Consider the following 17,728-nt stretch of genomic DNA (forward strand, 5'->3'; position numbering starts at 1 on the left):
AGGGGCCTGGCTTCCCGCCAGGTGCCGATACTAAGCCTCCGAGGAGGGCTCTACTTCCACGGCCGCAACCTGGCAGCCACCTCGGCGCTTCGCGGCGTACATCGCCGAGTCTGCTCGGGCGAGGGCCGCGTGGGCCGCCTCGCGCGGGCGCACGGAGATCACGCCCACCGACAGCGTGACCCCCCTGGACAGGTCGGAAGGCAGTGCGGCGACGGCATCCACGGCTCGGGCGAGGGCCGCTTCGGCGGCGTGTAGGGGCGCGCCGGGCAGCAGCACGACGAACTCGTCGCCGCCGTAGCGGGCCACCAGGTCGTCACCCCGCAACGCCTGGCGCAGTGTGCTCGCAATCACGCGGAGGACGTCGTCACCCTCGGCGTGCGAGTGCTTGTCGTTGACGACCTTGAACCCGTCGAGGTCGACCAGCGCGATGGCCATCGGGTGGGTCTGGGCGTTGATCAGCGCGGCCAGCCGGTCGTCGAGCGCGCGGCGGTTCGGCAGCCCGGTCAGCGGGTCCTGCAACGCCTGCTGCGCGATCGCGCCGTGCGCCCGCGTCAGCCGTTCGTGGTCGCGCCGGGTGAGCAGGGTGGCGGTGCGCGCCTCCTGCATCAGCCACAGCTCCACCTCCAGCGCGTTGGCGTAGGTCTGCAACGCCGAGATGGTGCGCTCGCCGTGCGGGCCGGACATCCGGGCGTACTCCCGGGTCAGGCACAGCATCAGGGTCGGCTCGGACGTGTCGTGCTCCAGCCGGTCCTGCGCGTCGTGCAGCACCTGCAACGCCTGCTGCGGCAGCTCCTCCATCTCCAGGCAGCGGGCCAGCGCGATCGACACGATGATCAGCTCGCGGGCGTACATGGCCAGCTCGCGCAACGCCCACAGCCGCGCGATGTGCTCCGCGCCGGGCTTGGCCAGCGCGTGCGCCGCGCCGATCACCGGCACCTGCTCGGCGGCGGTGCGGTCGCGCCTGCCGGGGTGCAGCGACTCGCGGAACGGACCCTCGACGGCGGTGGCGATGGCCGACGCGGTGGCGAACCGCTCGGCGGCCTCCTCGAAGTTGTCCACCCGCTCCAGCCGCAGGCCCCAGCCGATCAGCAGCCGGGCCCGGTTGACCAGGTGGACGTAGATCTGGTGCGGGTTGGCGCTGTCCCGGATCGCGTTGTGCGCCCGCGCCAGCACCTCGTCGGCCATCTCGTAGACGCCGAGCTGGGTGAGCACGAGCCCGGTCGACTGCAACGCCGAGGCGAGCAGCCGGTCCCAGGTGCGCTTGTCGATCATCGGGTCGGGGCTGAGGTCCTCCTCCAGCATCGCGAGGCCCGCGGCGACCTCGGTCAGCGCCTTGTCCTCGAACCCGCCGAGCAGGTAGCGCCTCCCGCGCAGGGCGTGCGCCTCCGCCTCCAGCACCAGCAGGCCGTGCCGGCGGCAGTGCGCCAGCATCTCGTCCAGGACGGAGTCGGAGAGGTCGACCAGGCCGGGGGTGACGATCCGGACCACCGCGGCCGCGCGCAGCAGCTGGCCGACGATCCGCGGCTCGCCGCGGCCCTGCGCCTCGGCCAGGATCTCGTCGACCTCGTGCGCCGCGTCGAGCTGGTCGGACAGGTGGCTGCTCTGGGCCACGGCCACGAGCTCACTCGCGCGGCCGACCAGCCACGCGTCGGACATCTCGTGGAGCGCCGGCGCCACGTTGTCCTGCTCGTCGACCGCTTCCTCGTGCAGCGACTCACACCCCCATGCAGACGCAGGGCGGCCGGGGCCCTCGTGGCCCGGCCCCTCGCTCCGCCACCAGGATTCGAACCTGGACCATCGGAACCAAAATCCGAGGTGCTGCCTTTACACCATGGCGGAACGGTCGAGGCTCGCCCCGACCGCGCGAACACATGTTGTCACGAGTCTCCCTCGAAGGTCAGCACCACCACTCAAGTGGCGGCAAGCCCACCGTGACTCGATCATGACACTGCGTGTTTATGCACGTCAGAGCGGCGGACGACGTGGCCTACATCACGGCTGGGTGAACTTCTCGCCGCTTCGGGTCGACGCTCGGCGGCCTCGCCGGGAGGTCTTCCGGCCCCTGTTCGCCACGATTTCGGGCGAAACAATCACCCGCTTAACTACCTTGTGTAGTCGTACGGGCACAAGCAGATGCCCGTCGCGCTACCGAATCGCGTCGACCGAGTCGAGGAACTCCGTCAGCGCGCGGTCGTAGGCCTCCGGGTCGACGTTCCACGCCGCCGTGTGCTCGGCCGCGGGCACCTCCACGTACCGCATCGGCCAGTCGAGCCGGTCCGCCGCCGCGGCCAGGTCGCGCGAGGCCTGCACGGGCACGGTGCCGTCCGCGCCGCCGTGGAACAGCAGCGTCGGCGGCCTGCGCGCGGGCGGGTGGTCGAGCAGGTCGAAGCGGGTGAACTCCAGGTCGACCCGCCAGTCCGAGACCAGCTCCGCGATCGGCGCCAGCTGCACCGGCACGCCCCGGTTGCGCGACTGCAGCTCCAGCGTCTTCGTCCAGCTCACGACAGGTGCGTCGAGCACGACCGCGGCCACGTCGCGCGCCTCCGCCGAGCGGCCGAGGAACTGGCCGACGATCGCGCCGCCCATCGACCACCCGTACAGCACGACGCTGCGCGCGCCGTGCTCGCGGGCGTACCGGACGGCCGCCTCCACGTCACGCCACTCCGTGTCGCCGAGGTGGTAGAGGCCGTCGGGCGAGCGAGGCGCGCCCTCGTCATTGCGGTAGGTCACGGCGAGAACGGGTAGTCCCAGTTGGTGCAACGCAGGCATCACCCGCAGCGCCTCGGCCCTCGTGCCACCCCGACCGTGCACCGCGACGACCCACGTGTCCGACGTCGCGGGGACCAACCACGCGGGCGCGTCACCCAGTTCGGTCGGAATTCGCACATCCGTGTACTCCAGGTCGAGCGCGGTGGCGGGGTCCGTGCTCCAGACCGACGTCTCCAGCCGCACCTGCGTGCCGTCCGCCGGGGCCTCGCCCTGCAACTCGCGCACCACCGTGCCCTCGGACCGGTGGGTCACCGGCCCGACCTTCGCGCCGCCGCCCGGCCACACGAGACCCCACGTGCCGGGGAGCACGGTGACCCTGGACTCCGCCAGCGCGACGGTCCCCGAAGCCGACGACGTGACCGTGTCGCGGTAGCCGGGACGGGCGTTCTCCGGGTCGAGGAGCTGGCCGCTGTAGTACCAGCCGAACCCCAGCAGACCCCCGATGACCAGCAGGAACACCACCGCGAACGTGACCAGTGCGAGGCGGAGGCGGCGGCGGGCGCGGACGTTCGGTGACCCCATCACCGAATGATGCCCCCACCGTGATCGACACGCCCGACTTCCTGAGAACACGCCGTGACTTTGGCCCCGCCTATGGCGGCACGAGGTTGGCCTAACTTACGCTGCCGTAAGTTACGGTTCCGTAGGTAGCCCCGAGCACACAACGAGGTACATGTATGACCAGCACCCTGGAGAGCAGGTCCACGCCGCAAGGTCCCGAGGATCGTGGACCCAAGCCGATGATCGAAGGGCGACGGGGACACGTCGAGCAGTTCGGCGTGTACGTGTTCGTCATCGTGCCGTTCCTGGCTCTGCTCGCGGCCGTTCCGCTCGCTTGGGGTTGGGGCCTGGGCTGGGTGGACGTCGCGCTGTTCGTGGCCTTCTACTACCTGGCCGGCCTCGGCGTGACGATCGGGTTCCACCGGTACTTCACGCACGGCTCGTTCAAGGCGAACCGCGCGCTCAAGATCGGCTTGGCGATCGCGGGCATGATGGCGCTGCAGGGCCCGGTGATCGTCTGGGTCGCCGACCACCGCCGCCACCACGCGTTCTCCGACCGCGAGGGCGACCCGCACTCGCCGTGGCTGTTCGGCCGCGGGCCGGTCGCGCTGGCCAAGGGCTTCTGGCACGCCCACATGGGCTGGCTGTTCGACCGCGACAAGACCAACGCGGAGCGCTTCGCGCCGGACCTGCTGGCCGACAAGGACCTGGTCCGGATCGACAAGCTGTTCCCGCTGTGGACCGCGATCAGCCTGCTCGCGCCCGCCGTGCTCGGCGGTCTGATCACCATGTCGTGGGCCGGCGCGCTCTCGGCGTTCTTCTGGGCCGGTCTGGTCCGGGTCGCGTTCCTGCACCACGTGACGTGGTCGGTCAACTCGATCTGCCACATGGTGGGCGACCGCCCGTTCGCCGCGCGCGACCGCTCCGCGAACGTGTGGGCGCTGGCGATCCTGAGCTTCGGCGAGTCGTGGCACAACCTGCACCACGCCGACCCGACGTGCGCGCGGCACGGCGTCAAGCGCGGTCAGATCGACACCTCCGCGCGGCTGATCTGGCTGTTCGAGAAGTTCGGCTGGGCGACCAACGTGCGCTGGCCGAACCAGCAGCGGTTGGCCCGCATCAGCGCCAAGAAGTAGAAGCGGTCGGGCAAGCGACCACCTGCCCCTCGCGACTCACGCGGGGGGCAGGTGTTTAGGGTGGTCTGGGTGGCGGGGAGACGGCGCGGCGACGGGGCACCGGTGCCGCGCGTGCGGATGACGGGCAAGGAGCGGCGCGAGCAACTGCTCGACGTGGCCCGGGCGTTGTTCGCCGAGAAGGGCTTCGAGGTCACCTCCATCGAGGAGATCGCGCACCGGGCGGGCGTGTCCAAGCCCGTGGTGTACGAGCACTTCGGTGGCAAGGAAGGCATCTACGCGGTCGTGGTGGACCGCGAGATGCAGTACCTCATGGACCACATCGTCAACGCCCTGTCCGGCGGGCACCCGCGTGAGCTGCTGGAACAGGCGGCGTGCGCGTTGCTGGACTACATCGAGGGCTCGACGGACGGCTTCCGGATCCTGGTGCGCGACTCGCCCGTGGCGTCCTCCACCGGCACGTTCTCGTCGTTGCTGAACGACATCGCGTCCCAGGTGGAGTCGATCCTGGGCCTGCACTTCTCCCGCCAGGGCTACGACCGCAAGCTGGCCGCGCTCTACTCGCAGGCGCTGGTGGGCATGGTGGCGCTGACCGGCCAGTGGTGGCTCGAGGTCCGCAAGCCGAAGAAGGACGAAGTGGCCGCCCACCTGGTCAACCTGGCCTGGAAGGGCCTGTCCCACATGGACCACAAACCCCGCCTGCGCACCCGCTGACCCCCGCGTGTCGAACGCGCGGAGGTCAGGGGTTGGGGTTGGTGATGCGGAGGAGCTTGTCGTCGGTGCCGTTCGAGGTGGTGACGTAGAGGGAGCCGTCGGGGGACAGTTCGGCGCCGCGCAGTCGGCCGTGGGTGCCGTCCAGCTCCGGCGGGATGGAGACGGAGTGGACGCCGCCCTCCTGGGTGACGGTGAACAGCAGGAGCTTCGAGCCCTTCAGGGCGGTGACGGCCAGCACGCCGTTCAGCGAGCCCCACTGGTCGCCGGAGAGGAACGCGGCGTCGCAGATCGCCTCCGTCGGACGGCCGGAGGACCACACGGCGGGCACGGCGTCCGGGAAGCGCTCCAGGTCCGTCATCGGCACGTCCTCGTCGTACCCGCCGACCGTGCCGCCCTGCGACGGGTCCCAGCCGTAGTTCGCACCCGGCTTGAGCACGTTCACCTCGTCGTCCACCGACGGCCCGTGCTCGGCGGTGAACACCATCCCGTCCTGCCGCACGGCCACGCCCTGCACGTTGCGGTGCCCGTAGGTGTAGATCCGGTCGCCGAACGGGTTGCCCGCCACGCCCTCGCCGGTCGCGAGGTCGACCCGCAGCACCTTGCCGCCGAGGCTGGACCGGTCCTGCGCCACGTCGCCGCGCGCGGTGTCCCCGGTGCCGACGAGCAGGTTGCCGTCGCGGTCCAGCGCCATCCGGCACCCCGAGTGGCGTCCGCTCGACGCCGTCGGCAGCCCCGAGAGCAACGGGTCCTTCACCCTCGTCGCCCTCGTGCCGTCCAGCTCCCACGTCACCAGCCGCACGTCCGAGGACGTGTTGAAGCACGTGGTGAACCGACGGCTGGTCGCGAAGTCCGGGTGCACGACCAGGCTCATCAGCCCGCCCTCGCCCCGCGCCTCCACGTCACCGAGCTCGGCCTCCACGTCGCTCACCCGACCGTCCGCGACCAGCGCGATCCGCCCCGGCCGCTGCGGCACGAGCATCCGCCCGTCGGGCAGGAACCCCACGTCCCACGGGTGGCTCAGCCCGGAGGCGACCACCTCGACCTTCAGCCCTTCGGGAGTGGTCGTCGAGGGCGCGCTGCCACCGGAGCCCTCCGCCGAACACGCCGCGCACGCGGCCAGCACCGCGGCGAACCCGACAAACCGACGCATGACGCCCAGCATGGCAACCCCCGTGTGTGCTCCCCGTTCACGCGACCCGGTCACGCGCCCCTCGAAGCGTCCCCTCGAAGCGACCCGTCGACGGCCCGTCACTGACCCGTCACCCGCCGGGCATCGGGTAAGGCCGTTCCACCGGCAGCAACGCCCGCGCCCCGTCCAGGTCGCCGGCACGCACCAGCGCGTGCACCTCGTGCGCCAGCGGCGTCACGTCCGTCAGCCCCACGACCCACTCGTCCACGTACCGCCGCGACGCCTCACCGGCCAGCCCCAGCTGCAACGACCGGTGCGGCAGCGCGCCCAGCCGCAGGCTCCGCTCCGGGTCCCACTGCACCCGCACGTCCGGCTTCCGCCCGATCCCCTCGTCGCTCGGCACGGCCGACCGCACCGCCCAGTCGAACCCCGATCGGGTGATTCGCACGGCCAGCACGCACTCCTGGTCCGGCTTCGTCCCCCACCCGGACCGGTACATCATCCAGAGGAAAGACGGCTTGATCCACGTCATCCGCCCCGGTTTGAACGGCGGCACGAACCGCCCCGCCGCCAGTGCGGGAACGGCGATGGCGGGGGAGTACGCCTGGTACACGGTGATGTGCCGATCGTCGTAGTCGGCCCTGATCTCTCTTTGCTCCACGTACCCAGCGTCACCTCGCCGTCAACCGAAATGACGGGGCACCCCGCCCGGAAGGGCCGTAGGCTGGCAGCCGAGCACCCCTCCGGTGGACGCGCGTCCTCGTCCAGTCCCGGGCAGGGGTCTGTCCGCGTTTGATCCCCGGGGAGCCACCGCAATGCCCCAGCCCGGCCCGCTGTCCGGCCTGCTGACCGCTGTCCTGCCCGACAAGGCGCTGCGCGCCCTCGCCGACTCGGTCGGCGTGCCCGACCTCGAACTCGAAGGACCACCGGCGGCCCGGCCGCTGGTCGCGGCGGCCCTGTCCCAGCACGCGCCCGTCCTCGCGGTCACCGCGACCGGCCGTGAGGCCGACGACCTCAAGGCCGTGCTCTGCGACCTCATCGGGCACGAGCAGGTCGCCCTGTTCCCGTCCTGGGAGACGCTGCCGCACGAACGGCTGTCGCCGCGGGCCGACACGGTCGGCGCCCGGCTGGAGGTGCTGCGCCGCCTCGCCCACCCCGGCGAGCACCCGCTCAAGGTCGTCATCACCACCGTCCGCAGCCTCATCCAGCCGATGGCGCCCGGCCTCGGCGACCTCGAACCGGTGCACCTGGCCGTCGGCTCGGAGCACGACTTCGACGCGCTGCCGGCCAACCTGACCGAGATCGCCTACACCCGCGTCGACATGGTCGAGAAGCGCGGCGAGTTCGCGGTCCGCGGCGGCATCCTGGACATCTTCCCGCCGACCGCCGAGCACCCGCTGCGGGTCGAGTTCTGGGGCGACGAGGTCAGCGAGATCCGCCCCTTCGCGGTCGCCGACCAGCGGTCGCTGCCGGAGGAGGTCGCGGGCTTCATCGCGCCACCGTGCCGCGAGCTGCTGCTGACCGCGCAGGTCAAGGCCAAGGCCGCCGCGCTGGCCGAGGAGCACACGGCCGACGCGCACCTGCACGAGCTGCTGACCAAGATCGCCGAGGGCATCCCGTCGGAAGGCATGGAAGCCCTCATCCCCGCCCTGTGCGAAGGCGAGCTGCAGCTGCTCACCGACGTCGTCCCCGACGGCACGCACGTCGTGCTCAACGACCCGGAGAAGATCCGCGCCCGCGCCGCCGACCTCGTGCGCACCGGCCAGGAGTTCCTGGAGGCCTCCTGGATGGCCGCGGCGGGCGGCGGGCAGAGCCCCATCGACCTCGACTCCAGCGCCTACCACAGCCTCGCCGACGTGGCCGGGTCCGCGCGGGCCCAGGGCAGGCCCTGGTGGACGCTCAGCCAGCTCACCACCGAGGGCGAGGACGTCGTCCGGCTCGAGCTCAAGCAGGTCGAGGCCTACCAGGGCGACATCGACCGGGCGTTCGCCGACCTGCGCGCCCACACCGCCTCCGGCGGCACGGCGGTCCTCGTCGTCCCCGGCGCGGGCACGGCCCAGCGCGCCACCGAGCAGCTGCGCGAAGCCGACGTCGCCGTCGTGCTCCGGGACACCCTCGACACCGCGCCCAAGAAGGGCGCCGTCACCGTCGTGCGCGGCGCGCTGGAAGACGGCTTCTCGCTGCCCGAGCTGGCCCTGGTCGTGCTCACCGAGACCGACCTCACCGGCGGCCGGCACGGCACGTCCACCAAGGACATGCGCCGCATGCCCAGCCGCCGCCGCAACGCGGTCGACCCGCTGGCCCTGCGGCCCGGCGACTACGTGGTGCACGAGCAGCACGGCATCGGCAAGTACGTCGAGATGGTGCAGCGCACCGTGGCCGGCGCGACCCGCGAGTACCTGGTCCTGGAGTACGGCTCCAGCAAGCGCGGCCAGCCCGGCGACCGGCTGTTCGTGCCCACCGACCAGCTCGACGAGATCTCCCGCTACGTCGGCGGCGAGCTGCCCACGCTGAACAAGCTCGGCGGCAGCGACTGGAAGAACACCAAGGCCAAGGCGAAGAAGGCGGTCAAGCAGATCGCCGCCGAGCTGGTCCAGCTCTACGCCGCCCGCCAGGCCGCGCCCGGGCACGCGTTCGCGCCCGACACGCCGTGGCAGCGCGAGCTGGAGGACGCCTTCCCGTTCACCGAGACCCTCGACCAGATGGCCGCGATCGACGAGGTCAAGGCCGACATGCAGCGCACCGTGCCGATGGACCGGGTGATCTGCGGCGACGTCGGCTACGGCAAGACCGAGATCGCGGTGCGGGCGGCGTTCAAGGCGGTGCAGGACGGCAAGCAGGTCGTGGTGCTCGTGCCGACCACGCTGCTCGCCCAGCAACACCTGAACACCTTCACCGAGCGGATGCGCGCGTTCCCGGTGACCATCAAGGGCCTGTCCCGGTTCACCGACGCCCAGGAAGCCGAGCAGACGATCACCGGCCTGGCCGAGGGCGAGGTCGACATCGTCATCGGCACGCACCGGCTGCTGCAGAAGAGCCTGCGCTACAAGGACCTCGGCCTCGTGATCGTCGACGAGGAGCAGCGGTTCGGCGTCGAGCACAAGGAGCACATCAAGGCCCTGCGCACGCACGTCGACGTGCTCACGATGTCCGCCACGCCGATCCCGCGCACCCTGGAGATGTCGCTGGCCGGCATCCGCGAGATGTCGACCATCCTCACCCCGCCCGAGGAGCGGCACCCGATCCTGACCTACGTCGGCTCCTACGACGACAAGCAGGTCGCCGCCGCCATCCGCCGCGAGCTCCTGCGCGACGGCCAGGTGTTCTTCGTGCACAACCGCGTGTCCTCGATCGAGCGCGCCGCCCGGCACATCCGCGAGCTGGTCCCCGAGGCCCGCGTGATCACCGCGCACGGCCAGATGAACGAGGACAAGCTCGAGAAGATCATCCAGGGCTTCTGGGAGAACGAGTACGACGTGCTCGTCTGCACCACCATCGTCGAGACCGGCCTGGACATCTCCAACGCCAACACCCTCATCGTCGAGCGCGGCGACCTGCTGGGCCTCGCCCAGCTGCACCAGCTTCGCGGACGCGTCGGCCGCGGCCGGGAACGCGGCTACGCCTACTTCCTCTACCCGCCCGAGGCGCCGCTGACCGAGACCGCGCACGACCGGCTCGCCACCATCGCCCAGAACACCGAGCTCGGCGCGGGCATGGCCGTGGCCATGAAGGACCTGGAGATCCGCGGCGCCGGCAACATCCTCGGCGCCGAGCAGTCCGGCCACATCGCGGGCGTCGGCTTCGACCTGTACGTGCGGCTGGTCGGCGAGGCCGTCGAGGCGTTCCGCAAGCACGCGGGCGCCGACGGCGAGGCCGAGGAGGAGCTGGCCGAGGTCCGCGTCGACCTGCCCGTCGACGCGCACATCCCGCACGACTACGTGCCCGGCGAGCGGCTCCGGCTGGAGGCCTACCGCAAGATCGCCGCCGCGAGCGACGCCGAGGCGCTGCAGAGCGTGTGGGACGAGCTGAAGGACCGCTACGGCACCCCGCCGCTGCCCGTCGAACGGCTGCTCGCGGTGGCCCGGTTCCGGCAGACGTGCCGCGCCCACGGCGTCACCGAGGTCGCCACCCAGGGCCAGACGATCCGCTTCGCGCCGCTGGAGCTCAAGGACAGCCAGCTCGTGCGGCTGCGCCGGCTGTTCCCGAAGGCGGTCTACAAGCAGGCCGCGCACACCGTCAGCGTGCCCCGGCCGACGGAGGGCGCGGCCGGCGGCCGGATGGGCGCACCGCAGTTGCGTGATCAGGAATTGCTGGATTGGTGCGCGCACTTCCTGGAGTCTTTGGCGGGGACTCCCGTGAGCGGCGTCACGAGGACGTGAGAAGGTACTGGTCGTGAGGACTGTGCAGAGGCGCTTCACCCTGATCGGCGCGGCGGTGGCACTCCTGGTCGCGGGCTGCGGCACGGGGCCCGGCCACGTCGGCTCGGCCGCGATCGTCGGCGACACCGTGCTGCCGTTGCAGCAGGTGCAGCAGCGGCTGGACGTCGTGCTCAAGAAGGAGCCCGAGGCCCAGAAGCTGCACGACCAGCGCAAGCTCGACCAGGTCGCCCGGCAGCTGGTGACCCTGGGCGTGCAGCACGAGCTGATCGAGCAGGCGGCCCGGCGCGAGGGCGTTTCGGTGTCCGAGGAGGCCGTGACCGAGTCGGTCGAGCAGGCCGGCGGCGCGGAACTGGCCTCGCAGAACACCGTGTACGACGCGGCGACGTTCCGCGAGCGGGCCAGGGACCAGCTGCTGCTGGTCGAGCTGGCGCGCAAGTACGTGGACCGGATGGAAGTCACGTTCGACTACTTCTTCACCAAGGACAACGCGGACGCGATCGCGAAGGCCAAGCAGGTCGCGGCCGACCCGGCCAAGATGGCCGAGTTCGTGGCCGACGCGCCTTCCGGCACCCAGGGCCAGACCCTGTCCAAGGAGGGCCAGCGGGTGCGGTCGGCCGAGTCCCCGCAGGCCGCCCAGTCGCCGTTGTTCGGCGTGCCGGCGGGCACCGTGGTGGCGTTCGCGCCGGACCCGAGCAGCGCGCAGTGGATCGTGGCCTACGTGACCGACCGCAAGACCGACGTGCGGCCGTCCGGCGAGTCGTCCACCGAGCAGTTGACGCCGCAGCTGCTGGAGCAGATCGGCCTGCGGCTCGTGCAGACGCTGGCCGGCGACCCCGAGATCGAGGTCAACCCGCGCTACGGCCTGTGGGACGGCACCGCCATCTCGCTGGCGGCGAGCGAGGGTGAGATGAGCGGCTACCAGGCGCCGGTGCGGCAGAAGTCGCCGTGACCGTTGTCGTCGTAGGCACCGCCCCGGTTCTGCCCGCCGCCGCGCTACCCGCTCTGCGGGGCGCGGCGGCGGTGTACGCGGGGGAGGGCGTGGACGCGGCGCTGTGGTCGGCCGAGCCGGTGTCGGAGCTGGTCGCGGGCCCGTCGCTGGTGCTGATCACCACGAACCCGGACGAGCCCGCCGCGCTGGAGCTGATCTCGGCCGGGTCCGCCGTGATCCGCACCCCGGCCGTGCCGCTGCTGGACGCGGCGGCCGTGATGGACCGCCTGCGCTCGCCCGGCGGCTGCCCGTGGGACGCCGAGCAGGACCACAAGTCGCTGCGCCAGTACCTGGTCGAGGAGACCTACGAGCTGCTGGAGGCGATCGAGGACGGCGACCGGGCGTCGTTGCGCGAGGAGCTGGGCGACGTGCTGCTCCAGGTGCTGTTCCACGCGCGGATCGCGGCGGAGGACGCCGAGGAGCCGTTCGGGATCGACGAGGTGGCGGGCGACCTGGTGGCCAAGCTGGTCGGACGGCACCCGCACGTGTTCGCCGGCCACGACCCGGCCGTGCACGACGCGACGTCCCAGCAGCACCGGTGGGAAGAGCTCAAGCAGGTCGAGAAGCAGCGCCAGTCCAGTGTGGACGGCGTGGCGAGCGGGCAGCCCGCGGTGGCGCTGGCGGGGAAGCTGGCGCAGCGGGTGGCGCGGGCCGGGTTCCCGGTGGACCTGCTGCCGGAGGGTGACGACGCGGGCACGACGCTGTTCGCGGTGGCGGCGCTGGCGAAGCTGGCCGGTGAGGACCCGGAGACGGAGCTGCGCGCGGTGGCGCGGCGGTTCGAGGCGAACGTGCGTGCGGCCGAGCGGTCGGCTCGCGCGGCGGGGCTCACCACCCTGACCGCCGCGGACTGGCGAGCCCACTGGCCCTCCTGAGCCCACCGGCCTGCCCGAGCCCGGCCCGAGCCCTGCTTGAGCCCGCCCGAGCCGCGCTTGAGCCCGCCTGCCCGAGCCCGCAAGGCCCAGGCCCTGGGTGCTCCAGCGCTACCGCCTGCACCCTCCGCTCCTGCCGCTCGGCTCTGGCCGCTCGGCTCCTCCCGCAACTCGCCCGCCAGTCCTCCCCGCCGCCGTGGCCGCCGTTTTTCCCGGCTAACGGGAGAAATGCGGTTCGGGTTGTCCCGGGTTGCAGGATTCGCCTGTCCGAGTGATCCGGTTGGCCCGCGCGCCGGTCGTTGATCTCGATGCCGCAGCGACCTGGCCGGGGCGGGTCGGGTGGGGATCACCGGAGCGCTAACGTCGAAGAGGTGACCGAGGCCTACCTCCGCTTCCCGCACCTGCACGGCAACCTCGTGACCTTCGTGGCCGAGGACGACGTGTGGCTGGCCCCCCTCGACGGCGGCCGGGCCTGGCGGGTGACCGCCGACCAGGTGCCCGTCTCCTTCCCGCGCTTCGACCCGACCGGAACCCGGTTGGCCTGGACCAGCCGCCGCGACGGCGCGCCCGAGGTCCACCTGGCCCCGGTGGACGGCGGCGAGGCCACCCGGCTCACCTACTGGGGCGACTACTCCACCGGCGTGCGCGGCTGGACGTCCGACGGCGAGGTCGTCGCCGTCACGTCCACCGGCCAGGCGACCACGAACCGGCAGTGGGCGCACGCCGTCCCCACCGACGGCGGCCCGCCCCGGCGGCTGCCCTTCGGCTGGGTGGACGACGTCGCGTTCGGCCCGTCCGGCCAGGTGGTCGTCACCTCCGTGTACGGCCGCGACCCGGCCTGGTGGAAGCGCTACCGGGGCGGCGCGGCGGGCAAGCTGTGGGTCGACGTGGACGGTGACGGCGAGTTCGCGCGCATCCTGCCCGAGCTGACCTCGTCGTTGACCTCGCCGATGTGGATCGGCGACCGGATCGCGTTCCTGTCCGACCACGACGGCGTCGGCAGCCTGTACTCCGTGCAGCCCGACGGCTCCGACCTGCGGCGGCACACCGAGCAGGAGTTCTACGCCCGGGTCGCGTCCAGCGACGGCGAGCGGATCGTCTGGCAGCACGCGGGCGAGTTGTGGGTCCTGGACGGTCTGGAGGCCGAGCCGCGGCGGTTGGAGGTCGCGCTCGGCGGACCGCGCACGGCGCGCAGGCCGCGGCCGGTGCCGTCGCGGCCCGACGACTTCCACCCCGACAAGACCGGCCGCGGCAGCGTGGTCGAGGTGCGCGGCACCGTGCACTGGGTGACCCACCGGGACGGCCCGGTGCGCGCGTTGGCCGAGCAGCCCGGCGTCCGGGCCAGGCTGCCGCGCGTGGTCGGCGACAACGTGGTGTGGGTGACCGACGCGGACGGCGAGGAGGCCCTGGAGTTCTCGCCGGTCGGCGGCGTGGAGCCCGGCAACGAGCCCCGCCGGGTCGCGGTCGGCAAGCTCGGGCGGGTGCTGGAGCTGGCCGTCTCGCCGGACGGGCGCAGGCTCGCCGTGGCCACGCACGACGGGCGGCTGCTGCTGGTCGACGTGGAGTCCGGCGAGGTGCGCGAGGTGCTGAAGGGCGCGAACCCGCACGTCAGCGACCTGGCGTTCTCCCCGGACTCGAACTGGCTCGCGTGGTCGCACCCCGGGCCGCGCCCGTTGCAGCACATCCGGATGACCAACACCACCGACCTGTCCGTGGTGGACGTGACGCCGCTGCGGTTCTCCGACTTCTCGCCGACGTTCACCGAGGACGGCCGCTACCTGGCGTTCCTGTCGGTGCGCAGCTTCGACCCGGTCTACGACGCGCACGTGTTCGACCTGTCGTTCCCGACCGGCTGCCGGCCCTACCTGCTGCCGCTGGCCGCGACCACGCCGTCGCCGTTCGACCCGCTGCGCCTCGGCCGGCCCGTGGGCGACGACTCGTCGGAGAAGGACAAGGACAAGGACGACGAGAACCCGATCACGGTCGTCGACTTGGACGGGCTGGCCGACCGGGTGGTGACGGTGCCGGTCGCCGCCGCCCGCTACTCCGGCCTGACCGCCGCCAAGGGCGGGCTGCTGTGGCTGCGGTCGCCGTTGCGCGGTGTGCTCGGCGACAACCTCGCCTCCCCGACGGCCCGGCCGCCGAGGTCCGTGCTGGAGCGGTTCGACCTGGCCAAGTCGCGCACCGACGTGCTGGTGGACGGCGTCGACGCGTTCGACGTGACCGGCGACGGGCAGCGGATGGTCGTGCAGGACGGCGGCGACCTGCGGGTCGTGCCGACCGACCGGAAGGTCGACTCCGACGACCACGACTCGGTGGACGTCGACCTGTCGCGGGTGCGGGTGGTGGTGGACCGGGCGGCCGAGTGGCGGCAGGCGTACGCCGAGGCCGGGCGGCTGATGCGGGACCACTTCTGGCGCACCGACATGGGCGGCGTCGACTGGGCGGGCGTGCTGGAGCGCTACCGGCCGCTGGTGGACCGGCTGGGCAGCTACAACGACCTGGTCGACCTGCTGTGGGAGGTGCAGGGCGAGCTGGGCACGTCGCACGCCTACGTCATCCCGGCGCACGGGTCGCGCGGGCGTGCCGTGGGGCTGCTCGGCGCCGACCTGGAGCGGGACGAGGCGGGCGCGTGGCGGATCGCGCGGGTGATCCCGGGCGAGACGTCGGACCCGGCGGCGCGGTCGCCGCTGGCGGCTCCCGGGGTCGCGGTGCGGGCCGGTGACGCGATCGTGGCGGTCGACGGGCGGCAGGTGGACCCGTTGACCGGGCCCGCGCCGCTGCTCGTCGGCACGGCGGGCAAGCCGGTGGAGCTGACCGTGCGGCCCGGCGGCGGTGGCGAGCCGCGCCGGGTCGTGGTCGTGCCGCTGGAGGACGACGAGCCGTTGCGCTACCACGCGTGGGTGGCCGACCGGCGGGCGCGCGTGCACTCGCTGACCGACGGGCGGGTCGGGTACCTGCACGTGCCGGACATGATGGGCGCGGGCTGGGCGCAGCTGCACCGCGACCTGCGGGTGGAGCTGGGGCGCGAGGCCGTGGTGCTGGACGTGCGGGAGAACGGCGGCGGGCACACGTCCGAGCTGGTGGTGGAGAAGCTGGGCAGGCGGATCATCGGCTGGTCGGTGGCGCGCGGGTACACCACGGCGGACAGCTACCCCGGCGACGCGCCGCGCGGGCCGGTGATCGCGATCGCGGACGAGTTCGCCGGGTCCGACGGCGACATCGTGAACGTGGCGATCAAGGAGATGGGCATCGGGCCGGTCGTCGGCACCCGCACGTGGGGCGGGGTGATCGGCATCGACATGCAGTACCACCTGGTCGACGGGACGTTGGTGACGCAGCCCCGGTACGCGACGTGGTTCGCCGGGCCGGGGTGGGGCGTGGAGAACCACGGCGTCGACCCGGACGTCGAGGTGGTGGTCACGCCGCAGGACCGGGTGGCCGGGCGCGACCCGCAGCTGGACACGGCGGTGCGGCTGGCCCTGGAGGCGTTGGAGGCGCGGCCGGCGGCCGTTCCGCCGCAGCTACCGCCCCTCGCCTGATCGAGTTCACCCGGGCGTGTGACGGCGTGGTGGTTGCGGCCGGTGGTCCGAAACCGACCAATGGGTACCACGCAAGATCGGGTTCGGGGGGCGGGGTAACGGGTGAGTCATCGTGAGTCGCCGCGCAGTGGGCGCGGGTGCATGGCGGCGGTCGTGGTGCTGCCGCTGGCGGCGGTGGGCGGGGTGGCGGCGCTGGTGCTGACGTTCGGTCAGCCGGCGCCGCCACCGTCGGGCCAGGCGCCACCGTCCGGCCGCCAGACCCTGGTCAGCGCCCGCACCCAGGTCCCGCCCGTCCCGCTGACGCACCGGACCGGAGCCGCCACGACCACCCCGCCGCCCCCGTCCGTGCCGGCCCCGTCACCGAGCCCCGCCCCGTCCACGGACCGCCGGGCCCTGCACCACCCGCCGCTCCCACCGCCCACCTCGACGCACGCCGTCACCGCCCGCGCCCGAACCGGCGCCGAACCCCTCCCGCACCCCACTCCGACACCATCCACCTCCCCATCACCTTCGGCCACCGCCAGCACCCCGACCCCCACCTCTCCCACGTCCACCTCACCTTCACCTTCACCCGACCCCACCACCTCACCCTCACCAGCCCCGACAACCCCCACCGACCCGACCGCCACCTCGCGCGTGTCCTACGTCCTGACCGCGCGCGTCCTACGCCCAGGACCCCCGCGTTGAACGCCCGGAACACGGTGAACCGGCCCCCTCGGCTGGAATCCCGGCGGTCTCCGGGCGTCTGATCGGGGGTTTCGGGCGGCGACGGCGCCGAGCACGCCCGGGCACCCGGGTTCAGCACGTAGCCTGGGGCGGTGGTCGTTCCGCCGCCGTCCAAGACCGAGTCGCGCCCGCCGTCGCGCGGCCGCGCCGGCGACCTCGCCGGACGCCTGGCGCTGGTGTTGTTGCTGCTGGCGTTCGTGGCCGGGGGCGCCTGGGCCCTGAGCACGCTCAACCGGTCCGGGCCCAGGCCCGCCGCCGACCCGCCGTTCCCGGTGCCGTTCCTCGAGGTCCAACCGGGCGCCGCCGCGCCGGGCTCCGCGGGTGACGTGCCCGCCGGCGAACCACAGGCCTCCTCGGCCGCCGCGGGCGACGCCGAGCCCCTGACCGCGTGGGCGACGGCGTTGTCGGAGAAGACCGACATCCCCGTCCGGGCCCTGCGCGCGTACGCCGTCGCCGACCTGGTGATGCGGTCGCAGAACCCGGCGTGCCGGGTGTCGTGGGCGACGCTGGCGGGCATCGGCCGCATCGAGTCGCACCACGGCACGATCGGCGGCCTGCGCCTGGGCGAGGACGGCCGGCCGTCACGCCCGATCATCGGCATCCCGCTGGACGGCTCACCGGGCGTGAAGGCGATCGCGGACAGCGACGGCGGCGCGCTCGACGGCGACACCCGCTGGGACCGCGCGGTCGGCCCGATGCAGTTCATCCCCACCACGTGGGCCCGCTACGCGGTGCGCGCGAACGGCGACGGGCAGAACCCGGACCCGCAGAACATCGACGACGCCGCCCTGGCCGCCGCCCGCTACCTGTGCTCGGGCGGACGTGACCTGGGCACGGGCGCCGGCTGGTGGGCGGCCGTGCTGGCCTACAACAACTCGACCGAGTACGGCCAGAACGTCTACAGCGGAGCCGACGCCTACGCCCGCGCCAGCATCGGCGGCTGACCCGTCAGGCGGGCACGGTCAGGCTGAGCCGTCG

At 72.7% G+C, this 17,728-nt stretch carries 11 protein-coding genes and 1 tRNA gene; 7 read left to right on the plus strand and 5 right to left on the minus strand.

Annotated elements, in window-relative coordinates; translation table 11 throughout:
* Positions 1-30 precede the first annotated feature (30 nt).
* From ABTZ99_RS09620 to ABTZ99_RS09630, 3 genes are all read right to left on the minus strand, one after another.
* On the minus strand, positions 31-1,677 hold the full coding sequence (locus ABTZ99_RS09620; RefSeq protein ID WP_498783278.1) for a GGDEF domain-containing protein: 1,647 nt from the start codon (positions 1,675-1,677) through the stop codon (positions 31-33).
* Positions 1,678-1,768: 91 nt separating this feature from the next.
* A tRNA-Gln gene (locus tag ABTZ99_RS09625) sits at positions 1,769-1,839 on the minus strand.
* Between the two features lie 306 nt (positions 1,840-2,145).
* On the minus strand, positions 2,146-3,291 hold the full coding sequence (locus tag ABTZ99_RS09630) for an alpha/beta hydrolase family protein (protein ID WP_499609970.1): 1,146 nt from the start codon (positions 3,289-3,291) through the stop codon (positions 2,146-2,148).
* 155 nt (positions 3,292-3,446) lie between these two features.
* Between ABTZ99_RS09630 and ABTZ99_RS09635 the strand changes: the two genes are divergently transcribed.
* Both ABTZ99_RS09635 and ABTZ99_RS09640 read left to right on the plus strand, forming a co-directional pair.
* Entirely contained in the window at positions 3,447-4,406 is a 960-nt protein-coding gene (locus tag ABTZ99_RS09635; RefSeq protein ID WP_498783275.1) for an acyl-CoA desaturase, read from the plus strand.
* Between the two features lie 117 nt (positions 4,407-4,523).
* Positions 4,524-5,117: a TetR/AcrR family transcriptional regulator gene (locus tag ABTZ99_RS09640; RefSeq protein ID WP_053719425.1), complete on the plus strand. Its 594-nt coding sequence runs from the start codon at positions 4,524-4,526 to the stop codon at positions 5,115-5,117.
* A gap of 25 nt (positions 5,118-5,142) precedes the next feature.
* Here ABTZ99_RS09640 and ABTZ99_RS09645 read toward each other — a convergent pair whose 3' ends face one another.
* Entirely contained in the window at positions 5,143-6,267 is a 1,125-nt protein-coding gene (locus ABTZ99_RS09645) for a PQQ-dependent sugar dehydrogenase (protein WP_499609973.1), read from the minus strand.
* A gap of 109 nt (positions 6,268-6,376) precedes the next feature.
* Complete coding sequence (locus ABTZ99_RS09650) at positions 6,377-6,907, minus strand: DUF4291 domain-containing protein (protein WP_498783271.1); 531 nt, start codon at positions 6,905-6,907, stop codon at positions 6,377-6,379.
* A 154-nt stretch (positions 6,908-7,061) separates the two neighbouring features.
* Here ABTZ99_RS09650 and mfd point away from each other — a divergent pair, with 154 nt between their 5' ends.
* The 5 genes from mfd to ABTZ99_RS09675 all read left to right on the plus strand — a co-directional run bounded on the left by mfd (position 7,062) and on the right by ABTZ99_RS09675 (position 17,694).
* The gene (gene mfd, locus ABTZ99_RS09655) at positions 7,062-10,625 is read left to right on the plus strand and encodes a transcription-repair coupling factor (protein WP_499609977.1); all 3,564 of its coding nucleotides are present in this window, start codon (positions 7,062-7,064) and stop codon (positions 10,623-10,625) included.
* Between the two features lie 13 nt (positions 10,626-10,638).
* On the plus strand, positions 10,639-11,574 hold the full coding sequence (locus tag ABTZ99_RS09660) for a SurA N-terminal domain-containing protein (RefSeq protein WP_498783267.1): 936 nt from the start codon (positions 10,639-10,641) through the stop codon (positions 11,572-11,574).
* Positions 11,571-12,485 carry a nucleoside triphosphate pyrophosphohydrolase gene (locus ABTZ99_RS09665; protein ID WP_499609980.1) on the plus strand — a complete coding sequence of 305 codons (915 nt, stop codon included), beginning with the start codon at positions 11,571-11,573 and terminating at the stop codon, positions 12,483-12,485. The genes ABTZ99_RS09660 and ABTZ99_RS09665 overlap by 4 nt, the downstream gene beginning before the upstream one ends.
* Before the next feature lie 368 nt (positions 12,486-12,853).
* Positions 12,854-16,024, plus strand: coding sequence for a S41 family peptidase (locus ABTZ99_RS09670; protein WP_499609983.1), 3,171 nt, complete (start codon positions 12,854-12,856; stop codon positions 16,022-16,024).
* An 818-nt stretch (positions 16,025-16,842) separates the two neighbouring features.
* Entirely contained in the window at positions 16,843-17,694 is an 852-nt protein-coding gene (locus tag ABTZ99_RS09675; RefSeq protein WP_498783262.1) for a lytic transglycosylase domain-containing protein, read from the plus strand.
* The last annotated feature ends 34 nt before the right edge of the window (positions 17,695-17,728 follow it).

Origin of the sequence: Actinosynnema sp. NPDC002837 (assembly GCF_040295345.1) — a bacterium.
Lineage (GTDB): Bacteria > Actinomycetota > Actinomycetes > Mycobacteriales > Pseudonocardiaceae > Actinosynnema.